Annotated in this window: 20 protein-coding genes and 1 tRNA gene; 7 read left to right on the top strand and 14 right to left on the bottom strand. The window is 57.1% G+C overall.

The window, feature by feature from the left end; genetic code table 11:
- Nucleotides 1-101 precede the first annotated feature (101 nt).
- Both IEN85_RS12870 and IEN85_RS12865 read left to right on the top strand, forming a co-directional pair.
- Nucleotides 102-2,723, top strand: coding sequence for an alpha-L-rhamnosidase (locus IEN85_RS12870; RefSeq protein ID WP_191617489.1), 2,622 nt, complete (start codon nt 102-104; stop codon nt 2,721-2,723).
- 69 nt (nt 2,724-2,792) lie between these two features.
- Nucleotides 2,793-7,178, top strand: a complete 4,386-nt coding sequence (locus IEN85_RS12865; RefSeq protein WP_224772614.1) for a family 78 glycoside hydrolase catalytic domain — start codon at nt 2,793-2,795, stop codon at nt 7,176-7,178.
- A gap of 103 nt (nt 7,179-7,281) precedes the next feature.
- Here IEN85_RS12865 and IEN85_RS12860 read toward each other — a convergent pair.
- Nucleotides 7,282-7,357, bottom strand: a tRNA-Lys gene (locus IEN85_RS12860).
- Between the two features lie 371 nt (nt 7,358-7,728).
- Here IEN85_RS12860 and IEN85_RS12855 point away from each other — a divergent pair.
- Both IEN85_RS12855 and IEN85_RS12850 read left to right on the top strand, forming a co-directional pair.
- Nucleotides 7,729-8,331, top strand: a complete 603-nt coding sequence (locus IEN85_RS12855; protein WP_191617487.1) for a sigma-70 family RNA polymerase sigma factor — start codon at nt 7,729-7,731, stop codon at nt 8,329-8,331.
- Entirely contained in the window at nt 8,328-9,062 is a 735-nt protein-coding gene (locus IEN85_RS12850; protein WP_191617486.1) for a hypothetical protein, read from the top strand. Before IEN85_RS12855 ends, IEN85_RS12850 begins: the two co-directional genes overlap by 4 nt.
- 116 nt (nt 9,063-9,178) lie before the next feature.
- Here the strand turns inward: IEN85_RS12850 and ruvA are convergent, their stop codons facing one another.
- Genes ruvA through dapA form a run of 3 tightly spaced genes read right to left on the bottom strand, consistent with a single transcriptional unit; the run spans nt 9,179 to nt 11,458 of the window.
- The gene (ruvA, locus tag IEN85_RS12845; RefSeq protein WP_191617485.1) at nt 9,179-9,799 is read right to left on the bottom strand and encodes a Holliday junction branch migration protein RuvA; all 621 of its coding nucleotides are present in this window, start codon (nt 9,797-9,799) and stop codon (nt 9,179-9,181) included.
- A gap of 9 nt (nt 9,800-9,808) precedes the next feature.
- A complete protein-coding gene (dapB, locus tag IEN85_RS12840; protein ID WP_191617484.1) occupies nt 9,809-10,540 on the bottom strand; it encodes a 4-hydroxy-tetrahydrodipicolinate reductase in 732 nt (243 codons plus the stop codon).
- 9 nt (nt 10,541-10,549) lie between these two features.
- Nucleotides 10,550-11,458 carry a 4-hydroxy-tetrahydrodipicolinate synthase gene (dapA, locus tag IEN85_RS12835; protein ID WP_224772613.1) on the bottom strand — a complete coding sequence of 303 codons (909 nt, stop codon included), beginning with the start codon at nt 11,456-11,458 and terminating at the stop codon, nt 10,550-10,552.
- A gap of 104 nt (nt 11,459-11,562) precedes the next feature.
- On the opposite strand from dapA, the gene IEN85_RS12830 reads away from it, so the two are divergent.
- Complete coding sequence (locus IEN85_RS12830; protein ID WP_191617483.1) at nt 11,563-12,666, top strand: type IV pilus twitching motility protein PilT; 1,104 nt, start codon at nt 11,563-11,565, stop codon at nt 12,664-12,666.
- A gap of 22 nt (nt 12,667-12,688) precedes the next feature.
- Here the strand turns inward: IEN85_RS12830 and IEN85_RS12825 are convergent, their stop codons facing one another.
- From IEN85_RS12825 to IEN85_RS12795, 7 genes are all read right to left on the bottom strand, one after another.
- Complete coding sequence (locus IEN85_RS12825) at nt 12,689-13,087, bottom strand: hypothetical protein (RefSeq protein ID WP_191617482.1); 399 nt, start codon at nt 13,085-13,087, stop codon at nt 12,689-12,691.
- Nucleotides 13,088-13,144: 57 nt separating this feature from the next.
- Nucleotides 13,145-14,200 carry a glutamyl-tRNA reductase gene (gene hemA / locus IEN85_RS12820; protein WP_191617481.1) on the bottom strand — a complete coding sequence of 352 codons (1,056 nt, stop codon included), beginning with the start codon at nt 14,198-14,200 and terminating at the stop codon, nt 13,145-13,147.
- Entirely contained in the window at nt 14,197-15,069 is an 873-nt protein-coding gene (locus IEN85_RS12815; RefSeq protein WP_191617480.1) for a cytochrome C assembly family protein, read from the bottom strand. Before IEN85_RS12815 ends, hemA begins: the two co-directional genes overlap by 4 nt.
- 89 nt (nt 15,070-15,158) lie before the next feature.
- A complete protein-coding gene (locus tag IEN85_RS12810; RefSeq protein ID WP_191617479.1) occupies nt 15,159-15,545 on the bottom strand; it encodes a Co(2+)/Mg(2+) efflux protein ApaG in 387 nt (128 codons plus the stop codon).
- 4 nt (nt 15,546-15,549) lie between these two features.
- A complete protein-coding gene (gene thiS, locus IEN85_RS12805; RefSeq protein WP_309026655.1) occupies nt 15,550-15,786 on the bottom strand; it encodes a sulfur carrier protein ThiS in 237 nt (78 codons plus the stop codon).
- Complete coding sequence (gene thiH, locus IEN85_RS12800) at nt 15,779-16,927, bottom strand: 2-iminoacetate synthase ThiH (protein WP_191617478.1); 1,149 nt, start codon at nt 16,925-16,927, stop codon at nt 15,779-15,781. The genes thiS and thiH overlap by 8 nt, the downstream gene beginning before the upstream one ends.
- Before the next feature lie 33 nt (nt 16,928-16,960).
- Nucleotides 16,961-17,755, bottom strand: coding sequence for a thiazole synthase (locus IEN85_RS12795; RefSeq protein WP_191617477.1), 795 nt, complete (start codon nt 17,753-17,755; stop codon nt 16,961-16,963).
- Between the two features lie 205 nt (nt 17,756-17,960).
- Between IEN85_RS12795 and IEN85_RS12790 the strand changes: the two genes are divergently transcribed.
- Nucleotides 17,961-19,403 carry a hypothetical protein gene (locus IEN85_RS12790; RefSeq protein WP_224772612.1) on the top strand — a complete coding sequence of 481 codons (1,443 nt, stop codon included), beginning with the start codon at nt 17,961-17,963 and terminating at the stop codon, nt 19,401-19,403.
- 29 nt (nt 19,404-19,432) lie between these two features.
- On the opposite strand, the gene IEN85_RS12785 is transcribed toward IEN85_RS12790, so the two are convergent.
- Together IEN85_RS12785 and IEN85_RS12780 are read right to left on the bottom strand one after the other, a co-directional pair.
- Complete coding sequence (locus IEN85_RS12785; RefSeq protein ID WP_191617475.1) at nt 19,433-20,098, bottom strand: GOLPH3/VPS74 family protein; 666 nt, start codon at nt 20,096-20,098, stop codon at nt 19,433-19,435.
- Between the two features lie 14 nt (nt 20,099-20,112).
- On the bottom strand, nt 20,113-20,463 hold the full coding sequence (locus tag IEN85_RS12780; protein WP_191617474.1) for an SdpI family protein: 351 nt from the start codon (nt 20,461-20,463) through the stop codon (nt 20,113-20,115).
- Nucleotides 20,464-20,641: 178 nt separating this feature from the next.
- Here IEN85_RS12780 and IEN85_RS12775 point away from each other — a divergent pair, with 178 nt between their 5' ends.
- Nucleotides 20,642-22,015, top strand: coding sequence for a M20/M25/M40 family metallo-hydrolase (locus IEN85_RS12775; protein WP_191617473.1), 1,374 nt, complete (start codon nt 20,642-20,644; stop codon nt 22,013-22,015).
- A 126-nt stretch (nt 22,016-22,141) separates the two neighbouring features.
- Here the strand turns inward: IEN85_RS12775 and trxB are convergent, their stop codons facing one another.
- Complete coding sequence (gene trxB / locus IEN85_RS12770) at nt 22,142-23,080, bottom strand: thioredoxin-disulfide reductase (RefSeq protein WP_191617472.1); 939 nt, start codon at nt 23,078-23,080, stop codon at nt 22,142-22,144.
- Nucleotides 23,081-23,110 lie beyond the last annotated feature (30 nt).

Raw genomic sequence — 23,110 nt, 5'->3', positions numbered from 1 at the left:
TGCGAGCGTTTTTTCAATTATCTACTTTTCCAAGCGCGCTGGCCACTTGTTTGCTGGCGTGCCTTTGCGTCACAGCTTGGGCGTCGATCGATCCGGTATCCTTGAAATGTGAATACGGGATCGAGCCGATGGGCATCGACACCCAGTCGCCCCGATTGTCTTGGAGGCTTGAGGGCAAGGGACGGGGGCTTGCCCAGAGCGCTTACCAAATAAGGGTCGCCTCCAGTAGGGAAGCGCTCGTACGGGGCGAAGCTGATTTGTGGGATAGCGGCAAGACAGTATCGCGATCAAGCAGTCAAATTCCCTATGAGGGAAAGGAGCTGGTCTCCGGTCAAACCGTGTTCTGGCAAGTTCGTGTGTGGGACCAAGTGGGTACCGTATGCGATTGGAGCGATCCATCGCAGTGGACCATGGGAATATTGTCGGATAGTGAATGGCAGGCGAAGTGGATCGGACATGGGGAAGCGGTTCCGAACACCTTGTTGCGTCGTGAATTTACGACGAGGAGCGGCCTGGTTCGCGCTCTTGCCTTTGTCACAGGCCTTGGCCAGTACGAGCTGTTCGTGAATGGCGAAAAGGTGGGAGACGACCTGCTGTCTCCCGGTTGGACGGATTACGAGGAGACGATCCTCTATGAGACGCGCGACCTGACAAAGTTGCTAAATAGAGGAAACAACGCCGTCGGTATTTCGCTGGGAAATGGAATGCATCACGTGGAGCGCGTTCCCGGGCGTTTCGCCAAGTTCGTTGGATCCTTTGGACAGCAGAAAGCGATCTTCCAAATGTATTTAGAATATGAGGACGGATCGGTGGAATGGCTGCTCAGCGACGAGTCTTGGCAAAGCAAGGCGGGCCCGATTACCTTTTCCAACATCTACTCTGGTGAAGACTTCGATGCTCGCCTTTGGGAAAGTGGTTGGAACGAGACGGGATTTGATGGCAGTGGATGGCGGGACGCAGTGATCGTCGATGCAAAGCAGGGACGATTGACGGGATTCACTGGCGGGAGTGAAGCGATCGAGGTCATCGAGACCCGCAATGCGACGGAGATTCGCGACCTCAGCGGAGTAGGTGCCCGCTTATACGACTTTGGGCAGAACGCATCCTACTTTCCGCGCCTCAAGATTTCAGGTCCCAAGGGAAGCAAGGTTCGCCTCATTCCCGGGGAGGTCTTGTATCCAGACGGTCGCATCACGCGGGCGAGTATGGGTGGCATGCATCGAGGCAGCGCTTGGTGGGAGTACATCAAAGCGAGCGATGGCGTTGAGGAGTGGCGGCCTCAGTTCTATTACCAAGGCTATCGCTATCTGCAGACCCAGACCTTCCCAGCGGAGGGCGAAAGCGAGCATCCTATTATCGAGGATCTGCGCAGTGAGGTGGTGCATTCGGTGGCGGAAGTGACGGGACGATTCGAGACTTCGGATCCGCTGCTCAACCGGATCCGTGATTTGGTGCGTTGGGCTCAACGTTCCAACATGGTTTCGGTCCTGACGGATTGTCCCCACCGCGAGAAGTTGGGTTGGTTGGAACAATACCATCTCAATGGTCCTGCCATTCGCTACGAGTTCGACATGGCTCGCATGTATACGAAAGGGATGGGCGATATGGCGGATGCGCAAACCGAAGAAGGCTTGATTCCGAACATCGCCCCGGAGTTCGTGCAATTCAAGAACACTTTTCGGGCTGCGGCGGAGTGGGGAGCTGCTTATATTCTGGTTGCTTGGCAGCAGTATCAGTTTCTTGGCGACGAAGCTTTGATTCGAGCCCATTGGGCGAATATGGAACGCTACTTTGCCTACCTGCAGAGCAAGGTGGATGAGAACGGAATCCTCTCGGAAGGCCTTGGCGATTGGTACGACATCGGGCCAGAGAATGTAAGCCGATCGGAGCTGACTCTGCCGCCACGCACGGCGACGGCCTTCTATTTCTACGATGCGTTGATTCTCTCCAAGATGGCTGCCGTGCTCGGGGACGAGGCATCGAGGGTACGTTACGCAGAGAAAGCTCGAGGTATTCGAGCTGACTACAACGAAGCTTTTTTCGACGAAGCCCTTGGATGCTACGATCCTGAATCGCAATGCGCGAACGCGTTGCCGTGGGTGATGGGAATCGCTCCTGAGGGAAGCCGCGAAGGAATACGAAGAGCGTTGTTGGAAGATTTGGAGAAGCGAGACTACGCGATGACGGCAGGTGACGTCGGATTTCGCTATCTGCTATTAGCCCTTGCCGATCTGGGCGAACAAGAGGCAGTTTACAAAATCATCAGTCGTGACTCGGCTCCCGGCTACGCTTACATCCTGCAGCAAGGAGGAACGGCTCTGACTGAGTCTTGGTTCGCAAGTCCTACGAGCTCCAATAACCACTTTATGTTGGGGCAGGTAACCGAATGGTACTATCGTCACTTGCTGGGTATCGACAACGCGGAAGGATCTGTAGGCTTTGACCGGATACGTATCGCTCCCAATCCGGTAGGGGATCTTGAGTGGTGCGAAGGGAGTTACTTGTCGCGACACGGAGAAATTTCGGTCCGTTGGGAGCGTGGTGAGGGAAGCCTGCGAATTGAAGTTGAGATACCCATCAACACGGAGGCGGAGATCGTGCTGCCTACGGCCAAGGCAAAGAGCGTAACGGTAGATGCCGCGTTGGAGCGAATCGGATTCGAAGGAGAATGCCCCGTTTACGCTGCTGGCTCCGGGCGCTATGTTTTTCGCTGCGCTCTCTAATTAGGTCAGCCCCTGCAGGAATTTATTATGACACTTTCTGAATTCAGATTTGTAAGATTTTTTTCTCTATTGGCGTTTGGTGCCGCGAGCCTTGTTCAGGCATCCAAGCTCGATTGGTTGCCGGAGGGATTTCCGGAGGCGGACGAGTCGATGTTGTGCACGCGGTCTTTTCTAAGCGAAGAGATGGGGGCTCGTGTGCTGCAGGCGGCGGCAGAGGAGTTCGATACCAAAGAGAAATGGGAAGCCTACCGGGAGCTGGTGAGGGAAAGGATATTGCAAGGAGCGGGCCTAGCCCCCTTACCGCAGCGGACACCCCTCAATCCTATCGTTCATTCGCGGCGGGAGTACGACGGCTACAGCGTTGAAAATGTAGCGATTGAGACGGTGCCCGGATTTTGGGCGACGGGTAACTTGTTTCGTCCGATCGATCCAGAGGGAAAGGTACCCGCCATTTTGAATACACACGGGCATGCTGGACGGGTGGAGCGTCCTGAGCAGTGGGCAAGGTACGGTCGGTATCATGAGCAAAACCAGCATCGAGCTGCGGCCTTGGCCAAGATGGGCGCAGTGGTTTTCAGCATCGACATGTTTGGGTATGCGGATGGCATTGCCCAGGTTGGAGAGGATGCTCACCGAACTGAGGTCGCGATGCGGATCCAGCTTTGGAACGCCATACGAGCGCTCGATTTTCTGGAGTCATTGCCGGAGGTCGATTCCCAGAGGCTGGGAGTAACTGGTTACTCGGGAGGCGGTACGCAGGCTTTTTTGCTGGCGGCGGTTGACGATCGAATCGCCGCAACGGCGCCCGTAACTATGGTGTCCGCCTATTTCTTTGGTGGATGCCCTTGCGAGAGTGGGCGTCCAGTGCATCGCAGCAAAGACCATTTTGCGAGTAACGCCATGATTGCTGCCATGGCGGCGCCGAGGCCGCAGACGCTTATTTCGGTGGGAGGCGACTGGTCGGTAAATACTCCCAAGGACGAGTATCCGTTTCTTCAACACGTTTATTCGCTTTACGGAGCAAGGGATCGTGTTTCGAACACGCATTTGCCGGAGGAAGGGCACAATTATGGGCCGAACAAGCGCAAGGCCATGTATTCGTTTTTCGCTGATGCCTTTGGCTTGGACTTGTCGGCGATTTCTGATGGAGGAGCGGAGATAGACGAATCGGGCATCGTAATCGAGTCATGGGAGCAGCTGCGTGTGTTCGACGACCTGCATCGCGTTCCAGTGGGGGGCTTGCGCAGCGCAGAGGCGGTGGGGCGTGTTTTGGACCGTCTTCAGGAGGACAAACCGCTAGAGACGATTAGTATTTACGATTTGAGGACGGACGACATGGACAGTCCACTTGGGGTGGATACGGAGAGGCCGCGACTGTCTTGGAAGCTAGAAAGTGAAGCGCGGAACGTGAGGCAACGTGCCTACCAGATTCTGGTAGCGTCAAATGCTGAGCTGCTCTCCGCGGAGAAAGGCGACTTGTGGGACAGTGGAAAGGTAAAGTCCGATCGTCAATATGGAGTGCCGTATGCAGGTGAGGCGTTGCAGTCGGACCAAGAAGTCTTCTGGAAGCTTCGGGTGTGGGATCAGGGCGGATCGGTTTCAGATTGGTCTCCTGCGGGGCGATGGGCCATGGGTGCCTTGGATGAGGCAGCGTGGAAGGGAGCGAAGTGGATTGCTCATCCGGATTGGTTGGAAGCGAATCGCTCTCATCTCGGCTACCGCTCCGAAACCGCTGCATCGGTGGACGCGCCCAAGTGGATTGAAGTCGATCTCGGGAAAGTCTATGCGGTGGAGGAGGTGTTGCTGCACGCCCTGCGTCACACGGTGGCCGAGCGTTTGGGATTTCCAACTGAGTTCAAGTTGGAGCTGTCGAAAGATCCCAGTTTCTCGCAACCGTATTTGATCGTCGACTACACGAAGCCGCCGCACACCAACAAGTGGTTTACCAAGCACGAGTTCAAGTTAGAGCAAGCTCAGTCGGCTCGCTACCTGAGGTTGGAAGTGCCTCGCTTGAGGGAATTGGACGGAGAAATATGTTTAGCTCTCAGTCAAATCGAGATTCGCAGCGGGGGAGAGAATGTGGCATTGGGAGCGAAGGTTACGGCGAGCGACAGTCTTGAGGAGGGGTTGTGGTCAGCTGCTGCTGTGGTAGACGGAAAAGGTGTCCCGGGGAGCAACTCATTGGGTACCAAAACGATCCGTTTGCGGAGAGAGTTTCAGGTGGGGAAGGGCGTCAGGAGGGCGCTGATTCACGTAACTGGTCTCGGTCACTACGCATTGCGCATCAATGGAACTCGAGTGGGCGAAGATCGCTTGAGTCCGGGGTGGACGGATACGGATCGAACGGTTTTGTACGATTCCCGTGATGTAACTGCTCTGCTCAATTCTGGCGAAAACGCGATCGGGCTAGAGCTGGCAAGCGGGATGTACAGCGTATCGCATCCAGGAAACCGATACACCAAGTTTGTGGGGCGTTTTCGACCGCTTAAAGCGATAGCTTGTCTGAGGATTGAATATGAGGACGGTTCGGTTGAGGAGTTGGTTACCGACGAAGCTTGGCAAACGAAGGTGGGGCCGACGGTTTACAGCCATGTCTATGGGGGAGAGGATTTCGACGGGCGGCTTGAGGAGGAGGGTTGGGCGAAGCCTGGCTTTGCTGGGGATGGCTGGCTGGCGGTGGCGCTCGCTCCACGACCGGCTGGGCAGCTGAAAGGAGCGTCTCACTCGGCTCCCCCATTGGTGGGTCACGAACGGTTGAAGCCTGTGAAGGTCATAGATTTGGGGGATGGGGTCTCTGTATACGACTTTGGCCAGAACGCGTCCATGATCCCTGAGATCCAAGTGAAAGGTGAGTGTGGCGCAGTGGTGAAAATGACCCCGGGGGAGCTCCTGCGGGAGGACGGATCGGTTTACCGCGGTTCATCGGCCCACGGGGGCAAGGATGCGTATTGGCAATACACCTTGCGGGGTGAAGGTAAGGTGGAAACCTGGCGTCCGGAGTTCTTTTATCATGGAGCTCGTTATTTGCAGGTCGAGCGGCGAGAAGGTTCTGAGGGAACGAGCCGTCCGGAGATCTTGCGTATTGAAAGTGTGGTGACGCATTCAAGCTCTCAAGGAATCGGAGAATTTGCGAGCTCCAGCGATTTGTTCAACCGAACCCGCGAGTTGATACGCTGGGCTCAGCGCAGCAATATGGTGAGCGTCTTAACGGATTGTCCGCACCGAGAGCGGCTGGGCTGGATGGAGCAGTATCACTTGAACGGACCCTCGTTGCGCTACGAGTTCGATGTGAACAGGCTCTTCCGCAAGGCATTCGGCGATATGGTCGAATCCCAAACGGACGACGGACTTGTTACCAATATCTCGCCCGAGTTTATAACTTTTGACGGCGCTTTTCGCGATTCTCCGGAATGGGGGAGCTCCTTGATCCTCGCGTCCTGGCAGCAATACCTGTGGACGGGAGATCGCGGTGTATTCAGTTCTCACTACGATGAGATGAAACGCTATGTCGAGTACTTGGGAAGCAAGGCGTCGGGGCATTTGCTGGATCATGGTTTGGGTGATTGGTACGACTTGGGGCCGGGCAGACCGGGGTTTTCTCAGCTGACTCCTATTTCCCTGAGCGCTACGGCTATCTATCATCAAGATGTAAGGACGCTGCAAAAGATGGCGAAGCTTCTCGGAAAGCGCCAAGAAGCGAAACGTTTGGACAGCCTGGCCGAGCAGATTGAGCATGCTTTCAACGCGGCCCATTTCGATCGGGAGGCGGGACACTACGGCGCGACGAGCCAAGCCGGCAATGCTATGGCGTACGTGCTGGGTTTGGTGCCGGAGGGGCACGAAGATTCAGTGATTGATACGATCGTTGCAGATATCCGTTCCCGCGGTAACGCGTTTACCGCGGGCGACGTGGGACATCGTTACCTGCTCTTGGCGCTCTCGAAGGCCGGCCGGTCCGATGTTATTTTCGACATGCACCACCAGTCGGATCGTCCCGGTTACGGAATGCAATTGGCCAAAGGGGCGACTAGCTTGACGGAGGCATGGGACGCGGATCGGCACTCCTCCCACAACCACTTCATGCTGGGCCATATCATGGAGTGGTTTTACGGTTCGTTGGTGGGATTGAAGCCCGACGAATCTGCTCCCGGATTCAGCAACGTGATCGTGGATCCGCAGCCTATTGAAGGCATCGATTGGGCAGAGGCTCGATTCGACAGTGTTCGTGGTCCGGTCCAAGCTCGTTGGAAGAAGTCCGAGGGCAAATTTGAACTGTTCTTGGCGGTGCCAGCGAACTGTACTGCGAGGGTGAATCTGCCCGAATGGGGAAGCGGAACCGTTTTTGCAAATGGGACGCTCGCAGCGGAAGCGGAGGGGATCGCGATTGGAGAGGACAATCAAGGTCACTTGCAGCTCGTGGTAGGCTCCGGGACCTGGCGTTTCGAGGTTGACTAGGCTTCCTTGCCGAAAGCGGGTTGACTTCAACGGGTTAAATTAGTCCGAGCTTTTTGAACCGCTACAAAAAAGCCCCTGCAAGTCGTTGACTTGCAGGGGCTTTTGGTAGGCCGACTGGGACTCGAACCCAGAACCAATTGCTTAAAAGGCAACTGCTCTACCGATTGAGCTATCGACCCATCAGCGCCCAGTGGGCGTTCGGAAGGTGGGGAATACAGGATGTGCATCGAGGGATGGCAAGTCCTAATTTTACATGTTTCAGGTGTTGCTGTTGATCTCTTCTCCGACTAGGTTTTTACGAATAAATTTGAGCAACCGAGAAGGCGCTGAGCGCGTATATGCTTACTAGAACTGGTTCGTTCGTTCCTCATCCGCGGGCGAGCCGCTATTGGATCGAAAGTTTACAACGTGGGATGTTTCCTCCGAGCTGCTGAGGGGCGGCGATCAAGGGCTTTAAGTTCCTGAAAAGGAGGATTTTAAAAGAAAATTGGAAGAAAGGGAAAAGATGGGAACAATTGCTGGTCAAGAACGTCCCAAAGCGACAACTGCTATGTCAACTAAAGCTCAAGAAGTCGCCTTAGACAAAGCGCTGGTAGCGCGTTTCAAGGCCGGAGACGAATCGGCCTTCGAAGAAATGGTTTCTCGATACTGGGATCGCATTTACGCGATGGTTCACAAGCTTCTGCGCAATACGCAAGATGCGGAAGAAGTTACGCAAGACGCCTTTATCCGAGCCCACCGTGGTTTGGAGAACTTTCGAGGAGATTCTAGCTTCTCGACTTGGCTGTATCAAATCGCGACGAATCTGGCTCGCAACCGCTACTGGTACTGGTGGCGCCGCAAGCGGGACAAGTCCGTATCCTTCGACCAGCCAATCGCCTCGGAATCGGCCACCACCTTGGCGGAGGTTTTCCCTGCCGACGTAGAGTCCCCGGAGGACATCGCGATCACCAACGAGTTCAAGGACCGCGTGGCGGCCGCTATGAAGTTGCTGAACGAGAAGCATCGGGAGGCTCTGATCATGAGGAATGTTAAGAACCTCACTTACGAAGAAATCGCTGATGAGTTGCAAATCAGCATTGGAACCGTCAAAAGCAGAATCGCCCGAGCTCGCGAAAGCCTTCGTGAGAAGATGGGTCACGAACTTTTATGAATAAGCAGGACTTCATCGAGCGTCTGAACCTTCACTTGGACGAGGAGTTATCTCCCGAGGAGTCTGAGGAGCTACTTGCAGAGATTCGGGCCAACCCCGAGTACCACAGGATCTACATCCAGTATTGCCAGCTTTTCAACGCATGTTCCCAACTGGGGAGCAAGTTCTCGGAGCCCAAGCCCAGCGGGCAATGGCGCCAGCGAGTCTACGCTTACGGCGGGATGGCGGCGGCAGTCGCGTTGTTGCTGCTAGCCGCTCGCAACCTCACTCCCATGCTCGAAGGCTTGGACGGTGAACTCGCGCTGGCGGATTCGGCCCCCCACAGCGTGAATGGAGAGTTTTCCGAGCCGCTGCGGGTTATGGACGTCAATGATCTCAACGGCCGTACGGTTTTGTTTGGTGATGCATTGGTACCCGTAGCCTTTGATTTGGACAGCGCTTTTGACCGTAGCGGCGAGCCGCACAATTTTGGAAGCGAGTCGGACGTCAAGTTTGCCAGTTTCACGGTGGTGCAGGACACGCAGATCAAGGACGTGTGGAAAAAGCGTTCCTTTACCTTTGGAGATGCGGTTGAGACATCGACTTTCGCTCACGAAGAGCTCAGCTTGCAAGAAGCAGCCGACAGGAGTTTTACGGTTCAATCGGTTGGCTCTGCCTTCGACTCCCAGGGCGAGAACGTTCGATACGAATTGAGTCGGGCCGCTGCAGCGAAGACCGCTGCGAAGCCTTAAGATTTTGGATTCTAACAGACAGCAGCTATCCACTGTTGCCGTTGAGACGCAGGCTGAAACGCCTGCGTTTTTTTTGCGGAAGAACTAGCTAGGCTGAAGCTCCGCGTTTATCGGAGCTAGCCCAAGGCGGCTTTGATCAAGGCTTCGGTGGAGGCGTTGGGACCGAGAGCGTCGACGGCTTTGCCCACAGCTTTGGATGCTTCGCTCTGTTTGTAGCCGAGGGCCAGCAGGGCGAGAATGGCGTCGTCCGTATGATTGACACCCGCTTTCGCAGGAGCGTTCGCATCGCTCACGAAGCCGGGCAGGGCGCTCGCACCGGCAGACTGGGAGAAGGCTCCGAGCTTGTCTTTCAATTCGATGATTACGCGTTCGGCGGTTTTTTTGCCGATACCGGGAGTCTTGGCCAGCAGGACGGCGTCTTCGCTTCCGATGGCCGAGAGTAGCGAAGGAAGTTCCAGTTTGCTCATCATGCTGATGCCCACCTTGGGACCAACTCCGGAGACTTTTTCGATGAGGAGTTGGAAGAAATTGCGTTCCTGCTCGTTGGCGAATCCGTAGAGGGACTGCGAGTCCTCGCGGTAAACGGCGTGAGTGTGCAGTTTCACTTTCTCGCCGTTCGCGGGGAGCTTGGCAGCTGTCGAGACGGGGATGTTTACCAAATAGCCGAGACCGCCAGCGTTGATGATAGCGGTGAGCGGTGTGGCTCTTTCCAGTATTCCCTCGATGGATACGATCATTTGCGTCCTTTAGGCGAGACCAAGCACTTCGCGAATGCCGTAAATGCCAGGCTCCTTGCCGACTGACCAAGCTGCGGCGCGAACTGCTCCACGCGCGAAGATCGCTCTGCTGGAGGCTTTGTGCGTCAGCTCCACGCGTTCGCCTACGTCCGAAAAGATTACCGTGTGGTCGCCTACGACGTCGCCTCCACGGAGGGAGTGCATGCCGACCTCGCGTTGGGTGCGTTCGCCGGTGATGCCTTCGCGACCATGGCGGAGATCGTCGTGGTTCAAGCCACGCGGCTCGAGCACGGAATCCGCGAGCATGAGAGCGGTGCCGCTAGGCGCGTCCTTCTTGAGGCGATGGTGCATCTCGACGATCTCGGCGTTGTAGTCGAGCGGCAGAATGTCCGCAGCCTTTTCTACGAGGTAGCAAAGCAAGTTGACGCCGATGGAGAAGTTCCCAGCCCAGACGGTGGGAGTCTGAGCGGCTATTTCCAACAGTTTCGCACGCTCCTCTTGGCTATGTCCGGTGGTTCCGCAGACGACGGGCTTGCCCAGTTCGGCAGCCGTGCGAAAGACGGATTCGGTAACCGTGTGGTAGGAAAAGTCGATGACGGCGTCTGCCGCTTCGATTCCGGCACGGAGGTCGTCGCCTTGGTCGACCTTTGCCGCCACGGTGTGTCCCGCTTCTTCGGTCGCTTCGGCTATAGCTTGGCCCATGCGCCCTTTGGCGCCAACGATGCAAATCTTGAGTGACATGGTGGCTTACTACGCTTGAGCGGTGAGTTCTGCCTGCAAGGCGCTGAAGATTGAGAGCACAAGTTCCTTGTTCTCAGGCTGCATCTCGCAGAGCGGAAGGCGAACGCGTCCGGTTTGGAAAATGCCTGCCTGCACCATACAGGCCTTAACGGGAACGGGATTGGGCTCGATGAAGAGGTTCTTGAAGAGCGGGTACAGCTTCTGGTGCCACAGGCTCGCGGTCTTGAGATCGCCGGCAAGCGAGGCCTTGACGAGAGCAACGACCTCGGCAGGAAGGACGTTTGAAGCCACGGAAATTACGCCCTCGGCTCCGGCGCTTATGAAGGGCAGGGTCAGGCTGTCGTCCCCGCTGAGGACCACGAGATCGTCGCCCATGGCCTTCTTGAGTTCGTCGACGCGTTCGACGCTGCCGCCAGCTTCCTTGATGTGGTTGACGTGTGGATACTTGGAGAGGAGTCGCTCCACGGTGGCTACGTCGATCTGGATGCCGCAGCGCCCAGGGATCGAGTAGAGCACGACGGGGCGGTCCGTAGCTTCAGCGATGGCGGAAAAGTGGCGGAAGAGTCCCTCTTGGCTTGGCTTGTTGTAATAGGGAGCCACGTGCAGGAAGCCTGCGGCTCCAGCCTCGTGCGCGAATTTGGTCAAGGATACCGCTTCGCGGGTCGCGTTGGAGCCGGCACCCGCTATCACTGGCACGCGGCCGTTCGCGGTTTGAATGGTCAGCTCGACCACGCGTTGGTGCTCGTCATGGCTGAGGGTCGGGCACTCGCCGGTGGTTCCCACGGGCACGAGCGCGTCGATTCCCGCCTGGATTTGGGCTTCGACCAATTTTTTCAGATCGGCCTCTGCTAAAGACCCGTCTCCAAGGAAGGGGGTCGCTAGTGCGGTCATTGATCCGGTATACTTTTGTGCGCTCATAATTCGAAAGTGAAGGATTCGAGTTCCAAGCCGATTTATAAGGACGGTCAACCCTATACCTGAGGGGAGGCTCTTTTCTCCAACGCATTTCCCACTTCAGAAAAATGGCATCAGAAATCTTCGACGAACTTCTTTATCTCGCTGTGGACAACGGCGCTTCCGACATCGTGGTCAAGAGTGACAAGCCGGGCTTCCTTCGCCTGCACGGCAACTTGGAGCCGGTGGAAATGCCGCCGATCGACGGGGAGACGGTTTTGGCGTTCGTGGACGACAATGTGCCCAGCAACTACAAGGAAACCTGGGAGATGGAGGGTCAGGTCGACTTCGCCTACTTCTTGGAACGAGCCGGGCGCTTCCGTGTAAACGCCTTCTTGCAGCGCGGCACGGTGAGCATCGTCTTCCGACACATTAAGAGCAAAATACCCAATTTCGAGGACCTTGCCCTAGATCAAGACGTGCTGCTAAACCTCGCCCAAAAGAAGGACGGGATTGTTTTCGTTTGTGGAGCGACGGGTTCCGGAAAGTCGACGACCCTGGCCTGCTTGCTGAATTGGATCAATCACAACATGGACAAGCATGTGGTGACACTGGAGGATCCGATCGAATTTAACTTCATCGATTCGAAATCGGTCTTCCAGCAGCGGGAGGTGGGGATCGACGCTCCCAGCTTCCAAAAGGCCCTTAAGGCGGTTCTGCGACAGAATCCCGATATGATTCTGATCGGGGAAATGCGCGACAAGGAGACTTTCGAAACAGCTCTTGCCGCGGCGGAAACGGGTCACCTGGTGTTCACAACGCTCCACGCCGCCAGCGCCCAGCAGGCGATCACGCGACTTTTCGAGTACTTTCCGGCCGAACAGCACCAGCTCGTTCAGCGCAAGTTGTCGGAAACCCTACGTGGCATCATCGTGCAAAAGCTGCTTCCGAACCTCGAAGGAGACGGTCGCGTGCCGGCCCAAGAAATTTTGATCGGGGACTCGGTGGTGCGGACCACTATTCGCGAAGGGCGCTTCGACAAGGTAGGCACCTTGCTCGACGTCTCATCCGACAGCGGATCCCGTTCTTTCAACAAGGAACTTTCGCGACTGATCAAGGAAGGAAAGATCAGCAAGAAGACCGGCATGAAGAATTCGCCGAACCCTCAGGCGCTCGACATGAACCTGAAGGGAATCTACCTCAGCGACTCGAACCGAATCTTGGGGAACTAGATTCGCTCGCCCCCTCGGGTTCCTACAACTTGAAGGCGGAGCGAACTTCCTTGAGGAAGGCAGCTTCCTTCTTGTCCGTCCCGTCGGAGCTGAGCACGGCGTCGAGCGCTTCGAGAGCGGTGATTTTCTTTTCGTCGAGGCGTTCGGCGATATTGGCGAGGTATTCGGATTTTATCCGGACGTTGGACTTCGCATCCCGAGCCCGATTGATGGCGGCTTGGGCGTACAAGCTGGAAGAGTGGAGCCCGTCCCAGTCGGCTTTCTTGAGTTCGTCTTCGACCTTCTTTTCCTCGACTAGGGAAAGATGGTTGTCGATGTAGATCGAGAGGTAGAGCAGGTCGACGAGCGCTTCGCGCTGGGTTTGGCTCCAGCTGGAGGTTTCTTCGGGTTTGTTGGGAAACAAGAATGAGAAAAGTGACATGATGCGGAGTGTGCTGTTAGCTGTTCTCTAGGCAATACCCGAAGTCGGTTGGGGCGGTTACGCTTGATTCCTCTCGTACTCGCGGCGTTTCAAGATGGCGTTCCAGATGAACTCCGACTTTTGCTCGGCGATGGCTGTCGCATCGACGACCGCCTCTTTTCGTTGAGCCAGGTTTTCGTCGGCGATGCTGGCGAGGTCGTCGAGATTGTAGAGGAAGACGTTGTCGAAATCCTCGCAGCCTTGCTCGATGTTGCGCGGCAGGCCGAGGTCGATGAGGAAAAGGGGGCGTCCTTTGCGGCGCGAGGAGCACTGCTTGACGATCTTGCGGGTGAGCACCGCTTCCTCCGCTCCCACGGAGGCGATGACGATGTCGTATTCTGGCAAATAGGATTCCAGGTCTTGCAGGAGTCGCGGAGTGCCGCCCCACTCGCGGGCAACCTCTTCGGCTCGGTCTTGGCTCCGGCTGGCAATTCCGAAGGTTTCCGCTCCGCGGCTGCGCAGCGCCTTCACCGTCTTCTCGCCGATTTCCCCGGTACCCAATGAAAGAGCGGCTGCGGAGCGTAGCTCGCCGAAGATTTTTCCGGCGAGGTCGACTGCGACGTTCGCTATGTTGATTTGGCCTTGGCCTACGGTGGTCGAATTGCGGATGAGCTTAGCTGCCTGGAATCCCTTTTGGAAAACGCGGTTAATGGTTTTTCCAGCGTATCCGTGTTCTTGTGACAGGGCGTAGGCGGCCTTGACTTGGCCGAATATCTCCGCTTCGCCAGTGATTTGGGAACGCAGCCCTGCGGCGACCTCGATGAGGTGCTGGACGGCATCCCGCCCGGAGCGGAGGTGGAGATGCCCTGCGAGCTCATCTGGCGACACGCCATAGGCGTTCGCCAGCGTGTGCAGCACGAATTCCGCGTCTGCCCCATCCTCGCATTGGGTATAGAGCTCGAAGCGATTGCAGGTGTTCAGCACGAGTGACTCCTCCACTTTTCCTTTGTTTTTCAGGGTAGTGTAGAGGGTTGCGACTTTGGCATCGTCCATGGAGTAGCGCTCCCGCACTTCGAGGGGGGCGACTTCGTGGTTGATGCTGATGACTGAAAATGAGTCGTGCGGGCGGCTCATGAGACCTCGGAGGACTGGGCTGGTTCTGCGGTTGGGCTGCTCGACTTGGTGCTTCGGTTGACGGCGGCGAGCGAGAGCAGCGCTGCGAGGAAAATCCCGATGCAGGCCCAAGCGAATTTTTTGGAGGTGAGGGAGAACTTCAGGCGCAGGGCTAAGGTGATAGCGTAGGCGATCCAGACAGCGACCGTAGAAGCGAGTTTGATCGTCAGCACCGATTCGAGGTCCTCCATAAAATATCTGTATCCGATAGCCAAGGACACAGTGAGGATACTGAATCCCATAACCAGCAATCGGCGGTTGATGCTGACTAGTTCCACGATGGAAGGCAGGAAGGGGAAGAGTCCGCCGACGACCTTCTTGGTCTTGAGGCTACGGCTTTGCAGCAGGTACATGGCGGAAGTGAGCGTGAGCACGCCGAATACCCCGTAGCTGAACAGGGCGAGGGCGGCGTGGGTTTCGATCCAAGGGGATTCGCCAAAGATCGGCTTGCGACTCGGGTCGTCCCAGTTCTCCAAAGCGAGCGACAGGATGGAAAAAACGCAGGCGAAGCCTGAGGCGAAGACTCCTAGCAGGCTCACCCGGAAGGCGGGGCCCACGAAGATGTAGATGGCGATGGCCGACCAAACCATAAACTGGACCAGTTCGAATTGGTTGGAGAGCGGGCAACCTCCGTACTGCAAACCGCGAGCGTAGAGGCCGATTGTCTGCAGCACCCAACCGAAGGTCACCAGACCGAGAATGTAGGGCCGTCCCGTCTTGCGTCGCAACTTGAGAGCGGAGTAGCTGCCGAGCACGAAGGTGGACGCGAAGACGACGGTTGCGATCCAGATCCATTGTTTGTCGGCGAGGCCGAGTAGGACGTTGCTCATGGTGTAGCTAAAAGTTTATTGGCGGCGGATTGTCGATACTCGAAGTGCGGGTGCCGACGTCAAGGGTTCTGACGATTGGGAGCCCGCTCCTACTCTGGAATCGTGAGTTCGAAGGGAGGGATCAGGCAGTGGATCTTGTTGCCGAACTCGTCCTGGCCATGGAAGCTCCCGCGGGCGGTCGCGTTGCAGGATCCGATGTGGAAGCTGTTGTAGGAAAAGCGTTCCCCTGGAACCAGTTCGGGCTCCTCGCCGACGATCTTGTCGCCCTCCACGACGAGGGTCTCCCCCTCTTCGTCGTGAATGATCCACTTGCGGCCCAGCAAAGTGACGGTGCGATCAGACTGGTTCTCGATGGTGATGAAGTAGATGAAGACGTGCGGCGTTTCCGAGGGCACGTTGGGTCCGCCGTACTGGTAACGCAGGTCGTCGAGTGTCACGACAAGGCCATCGAGTTCTTCGGAAGGGCTGCTCGGCATAGGCTCAACCTCCGGCGACGATCTTGACGATCTCGAGGGTGTCGCCGTCCTCGAGGGTGACGTCCGCCGCCTCGCTGGGCGAGAGGGCTTGCTTGTTGCGTTCCACGATGACGAGCCCGACTTGGAGGCTGATGGATTCGAGGAAAGCGGGCAGGCTGGTGCTCGACTCGAGGACGAATTCTTTTCCGTTGGCGGTGATGGTCATGGGAACGGTGGAAGGCGCTCGTCTTTTTTCAGGCACGGACGAGCGATTGGTCAAAGTCTTTCCAGACGGGCTCGTAGCCGAGGCGGGCGAGCACGGCTGCGACTTCCTTGGGGGAACGTTCGTCGGCGATGTGGAATTGTTCGCCTTCTTGTTCTCTTGTTTGCTGGAAGGTGGATTCGTCGAAGCTGCTGTAGCCGCCGGGTTCGGTTGAGGATCCGGCTGACATCGTGGTGATGCCAATGGGCGCTAGTCCGTCGCGGAGCGTCGCGGGTTCGCGGGTGGATAGGGTGATGCCGGCGTGTGGGAGGAACAGGCGCAACGCGGTGATGAGTTGCACGAAATGGTGGTCTTTGAGGAATTCGACTTGCTCGAATTCTCCCTTGGCGGGTCGCATCCGTGGCATGGATACGTTTAGTTGAGCCTTCCAGCAAACTTGCAGCAGGTGCTCGGCGTGAGAGGCAAGGGCCAAGGCCTCCCGGTGCCAATCGTGCAATCCAAACAGAGCGCCTATCCCGAGGCGCCGAAAACCGGCAGCGTAAGCTCGCTCGGGAGTGTCCATTCGCCAGTGGAAGTGTTTCTTTGGTCCGGCGGTGTGCAAGGAGCGGTAGGTTTCCTCGTGATAGGTTTCCTGATATACGAGCAGGGCCTCGCAGCCGGCGGCCACTAGGGGCTGGTAGCGTTCCGACTCGAGCGGACCGAGCTCCAGAGCGATGCTTGGGAAGAACTTGGAAAGGCGGCGTACGCATTCTTCCACGTATCCATTCGATACGTACTTGGGGTGCTCGCCTGCAACGAGGAGAATGGAGCGGAAGCCTTGCTTGTGCAGGATGCGGGCTTCGGCTTCCACTGTCTCGAGTTCGAGAGTGATGCGGGGGATGTCGTTGTGACGGGAGAAGCCGCAATATTTGCAAACGTTTACGCACTCGTTGGAAAGGTAGAGCGGCGCGAACATGCGCATGGTCTTGCCGAAGTGCTTCTGCGTGATTTTTTGCGAAAGGTGGCAGAGCGGCTCGAGGTAGCCCTCGGCAGCTGGCGAGAGCAGGGCGGCGAACTCCTCCAAGCTGCGGGCGCGCCCTTGCTGGAGGATTCGCTCGACCGATGCGATGGACGCGGTGGCGGCAATGTCGAGCGGCCGGTCTAGATCGAGGGTTTTATATTTTTCGGAGAAAGTGGGCATGTTGGGTGTGAACGCGACTTGTGTCGCTCCTGCTTAGGCGTTGAGAAACGCGGTGAGCGGGCTGGAGGCCTCGGCTTTGCTGGAGGTGGCTCCGAGCCCTATTTCGTAGGCTTCGCGGCCGGCTTGGGTCGCTTTGGCGAAGGCGCGAGCCATGGCGGCGGGATCGGAAGCGATCGCGATCGCGGTGTTTACCAGCACGGCGTCAGCTCCCATTTCCATGGCTGCGGCGGCGTGGGAAGGGGCGCCGATGCCGGCGTCGACCACTACGGGCACGCGAGCTTGCTCTATGATAATCTCGATTTGAGCGCGGGTTTCGATGCCTCGATTGGATCCAATGGGGGCGCCGAGCGGCATAACCGTGGCACAGCCGACGTCCTGCAAGCGAAGCGCGAGGACCGGGTCTGCGTTGATGTAGGGCATCACAGTGAAGCCTTCTTTGACCAAGGTTTCCGCGGCGGCTAAGGTTTCGATCGGATCGGGCAGCAGGTAGTTCGGATCGGGGTGGATTTCCAGCTTCACCCATTTCGGAAGGCCTGCTGCGGCTGCGAGGCGCGCGATGCGGACGGCCTCTTCGGCGTTCATGGCTCCGGAGGTGTTGGGCAGGATCAAGTACCGGTCCGACTCCAGGAAATCCAGTATGTTGGCGAAGGGATCGGAGTCGCCGGAAAGGTTTGCCCGTTTGAGGGCCACGGTGACGAGCTCAGTGCCTGATGCGGCAGCGGCGTCGCGCATGGCTTCGTTGCTGCTGAACTTGCCGGTTCCGACAAACAAGCGAGAGGTGAACTCGCGATCTCCTATTCTTAGTGGTTGTGTCGTTTGTTGAGTCATGCTCGGGAAGCGGGGAATCTCAGGGTGGCAAGTCGCGAGATCAATAGGAAAAGAGAATTTGCTCGGAGCGCTTGTTGGAGCTCTCGGGGCGGAGGGCGAGACTTGGGAGCAGCCGCAGTTTTTTTCATGGATTTGTTGAATGGGATGGATGGGGTTTGGGGTGCTTTTGGCTTGAGAGCGGGCAGTTGGCTCGCGATGTAGGGGGATGGCAAAACGCGCGTTGCTAGTGGTTAAAGATGTTTCGGGAGTTGCCTCGTTGGCAGAGCGGCTGGTTGCAGACTTTGGATTCGATTTGTTGGCGAACGAGATCGCTGGGGAGGCCTTGCGAGCGAAGCGCATTGCTTACGAGCCGGTAAGTGAGATCGACGCTGCAGCGATGGTTGCGTCGAAGGAAAGTGAGATCGTTTTGGTCATCGCGAATTTCGTGGATGTCGAGTCGGCAGGCCGAGCCTTCCTGTCCTGGAAATCTGCCTTGGGCGCTTTCGACAGGGGAATCGTGGACGCGATTCGGGCGGCAGCCTTTGCGGTGGATCGCGTGGCGGTTTTGGGTAATCCCTCGGATTACGAAGCGGCCTTGTCTGAGCTGAATTCAAGGGCGGGCAAGCTGAGCCAGCCTTTTCGCATGCAGCGGGCGACGGCTGCGTTGAGAGCGGCGAGCGAATTCGATTTCGCAGTGGCTCAATACCTTGAAGTCCAAGGGGCGGACGCTCCGGATATGGGGGCGTTGAGCGGCTATTCCAAGGCGATGCGATTTGCATGGCCTCGTGCCCAGCTCTTGGATACGGGAGAAAACGGACATCAGCTCGCGGCCGTTTACGGAAGCTTCTTCGATCACTTCGAACTGAAGTCTGGAGGAAAGCTTGACTATGCCTCCGTGTTAACCGTTTCGCGGGCCGCCTATTTTATCGGCGAGTTCGAAAAACCGGCCGCAGCTCTCTTGCGTAACGGCAAAATCGTGACTGCAAGAGTGGGGGACGACTTGCAGGCGGTAACGAGAAAAGTCCTTAAGCATCGGGATTCAGTTGGCGCGTGGTTGGTGGTGAATGGCAGCCTTGGACGCTCGAATTTGCAATCTGGGGTGGAAGGTAGGTTGAGGGGGATTTTAGCGCCGGACTTTTCCGAGGAAGAGCTGGTCGCGCTCCGCCAAGTGGAATCCGTTACGGCTCTGTCTTCGATTTCGGGCATGGGCTACGAAGCATTGCAGGAAGTTCGCAGCGTAGTGGGAGGGGTTCTGGTGCAGGACAAGGACCGCGTTGCCGTGAATCCGATGGAGTGGACCGTGCTCAGCTTGGCTCAACCTTTGGTGGAGGATTGGGAGTCCTTGATGTTTGGAGCCAAAATCGTACGGCATGCGGACTCTGCAGCGGTGGCAATCATCTCTGGCGAACAATTGATCTCGCTAGAGGTGGGTCGCTACGCACCGAAGCTCGCTTGGAACGCGGTGGAGGAAAGCGGTATCGGGTTAGCGAATACCGTTGCGGTATTCGACGTGCCGGAAGTGGAGCCCGTGTGCTTGACCCGGATGAAGGAACTGGGGGTACGAGCGGTTCTGCTGCCGATGGGTGGCGAAGTGGAGGCTTTGCGGCAAGCGGCCAACGACTGCGGATTGGTTTTGCTCGGCATGAGCAAGGGAATGCGGCGCCTCTAGAGTCGCCGCTCTCCTCAGTCTCGCGTTTTTCAGGAGCTGGCGATTACCGGCACGATCACCGCAGTGACGATGATCGCGATTTGGATCGCCTCGATCACCTGTTGAGTGGCTTTTCCGACGGCTTCGCCCTCGACGATTTGTTTGATGCGCTTCCGCTCGGGCTTGATGCGCTTGCGGCCGAAGATACGGCTGAGAAGGCCGCTGGCGTTGGCGAGCGAGACGAGTAAGGTGTCTTGGGGACTGAGGTCTGTCTTTGACGAGAAGATGGCTTGTTCTAAGCGTTCGACGATCTGGCTTTCCGGTTTGGGATCCACCTCCGGATAGATCGTCCGATTGAAGATGAGCAGGAGCTTGCCGGTGTCTTGCCTGAGGATTCCCAATTGGCAGAGGCTTTGGGCTGCCTTGTGGTGGATTCGCTTAATGGAAGCGAAGCGACTGACCCACGTTTCGAGCTTGGCTCGTCGTTTGGCGTTGGAGAGTTTGTCCAAGCATTCGTCGAGTAGAAGATCCCCCGTGGGGCTTGCGTCCTGGAGATCGACGAACTTTTTCTTGTCGTTGGAAAGCGATATTTTGTTTTTCAGGACCAGTTCGGCAGCCAAGGCTCCGGCCAACACTTGGGCGAGGTGGTCGATGGCGACGGTTCCTTTGTCGTCGCGGAGCGCGAGAAGGGTGATTTCTTGGTAGAGGTGGAGCATGGGGAAGGTGTGGTTTATGCGGTTGGCGACGTCAGGCTCTGGGCATAGCGGTAGGCCTGGAGGGCTGGGATCAGGTAGAGGCCTGAAAGGAATGAAAACGCGAGCTTTCCGGTTTCGTCGAGGGGTGGAAGCAGAAAGCAGCTGAGGCTGATCGCGAGATGCGCGAGGGCCCAAATCAGTAATAGCTTCCCAGCCTTCTTGTTGATCTTGCGCCATAGCTCGTCCGATTGGAAGCTCTTGGCGAAGCGGGCTCCATAGAATCGGTTCATCCCGATTTTTTCGTAGATCATGGGAAGGGCGATGAGGGCTATTATGGTGGCGACAGAGCCGTTTACGATACCTAGCATCACGTTTATGTGTTCCATTTGCCTGAAGTTGTTGGGTTAAGGGTTGGGTCGTGTTTTGAGCCAGATTGTATCTTGCGGATGTTACCGAATGGTTACCGTTCGTCGAAACCCTACTTTTTGGAGTGACGAGTCGTTGGGGGGTGGTCGGCGCGATTCCAGATTGCCATTGGCAGGGCTTTGTTTTGGGTAGTCGCCCATGTTTGATGCGATCGAAAAGCTAAAAGAGTATATTGGATATCAAAGCGTTTCAGCGGACTCGGCCTACAAGGAAGGCATGGGGCAGACGCGGGATTTTGTGGCGAAGATGCTGGGAGATTTGGGGCTTAGTGTTGAGATCGTGAATACGCCAAAACACCCCATCGTGATGGCTCGCCGGACCGGGGACCCCTCTTGGCCGCATGTGGTGATTTACGGTCACTACGACGTACAGCCGGTCGATCCGATCGAGCTTTGGGAAACGAAGCCTTTCGAGGCTACGATAAAGGGAGATCGGATCTACGGTCGTGGAGCGGCTGATAACAAGGGTCCGCAAATGGCGCATATCGCCGCGGTAGCTGAGTTGTTGGAAGAGTGCCCGGACTTGCCTTTGCGCATCACCTTCTTGATCGAGGGCGAAGAGGAGGTGGGGAGCCCGAGTCTGCTGCCGCTGCTGGAAGAGCGAAAGGAAGAGCTGAGCGAGGCTGATTTCGTTTTGCTTTCCGATACGCTGAGTCCGAGCGAAGACCAGATTGCGGTTACGGTAGGCTTGCGGGGAATCGTGGATATGGAGGTGGAGCTGGTTGGGCCGAAGTCCGACCTGCATTCCGGTCTCCACGGCGGGGCGGTTTACAATCCTTTGCAAGCCATGGCGGAGATTTGCGCCTCCTTGCACACTCCCGACAATCGAGTGAACGTGCCTGGCTTCTACGACGACGTGACGGAAGTCGAAGAGTGGGAGCGAGACGAGCTGAAGGAACTCGGCGCGGACATGGATGCCTATGCGGCGAGCGTTGGGGTCGATGCCTTGCATCCGATCGCTGGATACACGCCTTTCGAGGCAATTCGCTATATGCCGACGCTCGAATTCAACGGCCTATGGGGCGGTTACACGGGAGAAGGCAGCAAGACCATCGTGCCTGCGAAAGCTTCGGTTAAGATCACTTGTCGCCTCGTTGGCAACATGAAGCCGGATGTGGTGGGCAAGCAAGTGGCAGACGCAATCCTCTCGCGGGTGCCGAAGGGCTTGAAGGCCAAGGTCAAGATGGGGCACAAAGGAGTGCCGTACTTGGTCGTGCCGCCGGATCGTCCGAACACGCCGGCGGGGCAGAGCGAGGTTTTGGCCAACGCTTACCGGGCGACTGAAGCGGCCGTGACGGATGTCTTTGGCAAGAAGCCGCTCTTTTTGCGCGAAGGCGGAAGCATTCCTATTATCGCGGACGTGAAGCGGGTGACGGGCCTAGACTCGGTGATGATCGGCTTGTTCTTGCCGGAAGATAATTTGCACGCTCCTAACGAGAGTATGTCGCTCGAGGTATTGAAGAAGGGGATACAAGTTTCGAAGCGGATTTTGAAGTCGGTGGCTGGCGTTTAGGGAGATCGCTTGCCAAACGCTCTCTCGGAAACCTGCGAGTTTATAGAAAAGCCGCGTTCCTGCTGGGGGACGCGGCTTTGTGGTTGGAAATCGATTAAACGCCCGCGGAGCGGCCGTCCCACCTCGTTATTGCTCGGCGAGCCAGCGTTCGGCTTCGATGGCGGCTTGGCAGCCCATGCCGGCGGCGGTGATGGCTTGGCGGTAGACGTGGTCGGCGCAGTCGCCGGATACGTAGACGCCGGGGATGTTGGTCTTAACCTGGCTGCCGAGGACTGGCTTGAAGTAGCCTTCTTCGTCGGTGTCGATGGCATCGGCGAAGGGGCCGGTGTTGGGAATGTGTCCGATGGCGATAAAGATGCCTTTGGCATCGATGGAGCTGCTCTCGCCGCTCTTGCGGTTCGTTACCTTAACGGAGGTGGCGAAACCTTGCTCGTCGGCCACGACCTCGTCGACCACGGTATCCCAGACCATTTCGATCTTCTCGTGGGCCAGGGTGCGCTCGGCCATGAGCTTTGAGGCGCGCAGCTCGTCGCGGCGGTGGATGAGATAGACCTTGGAGGCGAAGCGAGTGAGGAAGAGGGCTTCCTCGCAAGCGGTGTCGCCGCCGCCGACCACGACTACGTCCATGTTGCGATAGAAGGCTCCGTCGCAGGTGGCGCAGGTGGTGACGCCCTTGCCGCCGAACATTTCCTTTTCGCCGGGAACGCCGAGCAAGCGAGGCGAGGCTCCGGTGGAGATGATGACGGACTTGGCTTTGTATTCCTTGTCACCTGCCTTGAGGGTGTAGGGCGACTGGGAGAAGTCGACGCTGTCGATGACGGCCTGGCCATAGCGGGTGCCGAAGCGGGCAGCTTGCTTGCGCAGGTTGTCCATGAGCATGAAGCCGTCGATGCCCTCAGGGAAGCCGGGGAAGTTTTCCACTTCGCTCGTTTGGGTTAGCTGACCGCCCGGGAGCGTACCTTCGAGCACGAGCGGGTTCAGGTTCGCACGCGCAGTGTAGATGGCGGCGGTAAGGCCCGAGCATCCGGTTCCGATGATGATGACGTTTTCGACTTCGGCTGACATGAGTGATTTTCTTGAATCTGATGAACGAAG

The organism is Pelagicoccus enzymogenes, from assembly GCF_014803405.1.
Taxonomy (GTDB): domain Bacteria; phylum Verrucomicrobiota; class Verrucomicrobiia; order Opitutales; family Opitutaceae; genus Pelagicoccus; species Pelagicoccus enzymogenes.
This window is presented reverse-complemented; position numbering and strand designations above follow the sequence as displayed.